Origin of the sequence: Streptomyces sp. NPDC001941, from assembly GCF_040296945.1 — a bacterium.
Lineage (GTDB): Bacteria > Actinomycetota > Actinomycetes > Streptomycetales > Streptomycetaceae > Streptomyces.
Genome location: NZ_JBEOYE010000267.1, coordinates 1 through 1,162 on the forward strand (window position 1 = coordinate 1; position 1,162 = coordinate 1,162).

The window sequence follows — 1,162 nt, forward strand, 5'->3', positions numbered from 1 at the left end:
GCTAGTGTCCTGCGCCGGAGATCCGTTGGCAGAAGCGGGCGAGCGAGTCGAGGATCTCTTCGGCTGTCTTGGTCCAGGTGAACGGGGTCGGGTCCTTGTTCCACTGTTTGACCCAGGCGCGGATGTCGGCTTCCAGGGAACGCACACTCTTGTGGGCACCGCGGCGGATCTTCTGGTCCGCGAGGAAGCCGAACCATCGTTCCACCTGGTTGATCCAGGAGGAGCCGGTGGGTGTGAAGTGCAGTTGGAACCGCGGGTGTTTGGCCAGCCATGTTTTGATGGCCGGGGTCTTGTGGGTGCCGTAGTTGTCGCAGATCAAGTGGACCTGAAGGTGTTCGGGGACCTCATTGTCGATCTTGATGAGGAACTTCTTGAACTCCGCTGCCCGGTGCCGGCGGTGCAGGGAGGTGATGACTTCGCCGGTCGCGACGTCGAAGGCCGCGAACAGGGTGGTCAGGCCGTTGCGGACATAGTCATGGGTGCGGCGCTCGGGCATGCCGGGCATTATCGGCAGTACGGGCTGGGAACGGTCCAGAGCCTGGATCTGGGACTTCTCGTCCACTGACAGCACTACCGCACCCTCGGGCGGGTTGAAGTACAGGCCCACCACGTCGTATACCTTCTCCACGAACAGCGGGTCCGTCGAGAGTTTGAACGTGTCGCTCAGGTGCGGTTTGAGCTGAAACTTCCGCCAGATCCGTCCTACGGTCGACTTCGACAGGCCGCTGCGGTCGGCCATGGATGCGCGAGACCAGTGGGTGGCGTTCTTCGGGATCTCCTCCAGAGTGGTGACCACGACCGCCTCCACCTGGTCGACGCTGATGGTGGGCGGTCGGCCCGGCCGGGGTTCGTCCACCAGCCCGTCCAGGCGGGCGGCAAGAAAACGGCGACGCCACTTGCGGACTGTGTCCGCTGCGATTCGTAACTCCCGTGCCACCACGACAATCGGCGGCACATCAGCACCATCGCATGCCAATACGATGCGGGCCCGCAAGGCCACTGCCTGCGCAGATGACGCCCTGCGGGCCCAACGCTCCAACACCACACGCTCATCGGGCGACAACAGCAACGGTTCCAACTTCGGGCCACGACGAGGTACCGGCACATCGGCAGAAGCAGTCATACACAAACTAACGACGGATCTCCGGCGCAGGACACTAGC

General features: G+C 63.2%; 1 protein-coding gene. It reads right to left on the reverse strand.

Going from position 1 to position 1,162, the window contains the following annotated elements:
• Position 1: 1 nt before the first annotated feature.
• Positions 2-1,123: an IS630 family transposase gene (locus ABT160_RS47065; RefSeq protein WP_351656601.1), complete on the reverse strand. Its 1,122-nt coding sequence runs from the start codon at positions 1,121-1,123 to the stop codon at positions 2-4.
• Positions 1,124-1,162 lie beyond the last annotated feature (39 nt).

Coding starts and splice junctions, on each gene's coding strand:
- ABT160_RS47065 (WP_351656601.1), bottom strand. CDS start 1,123: ATGACTGCTTCTGCCGATGTGCCGGTACCTCGTCGTGGCCCGAAGTTG.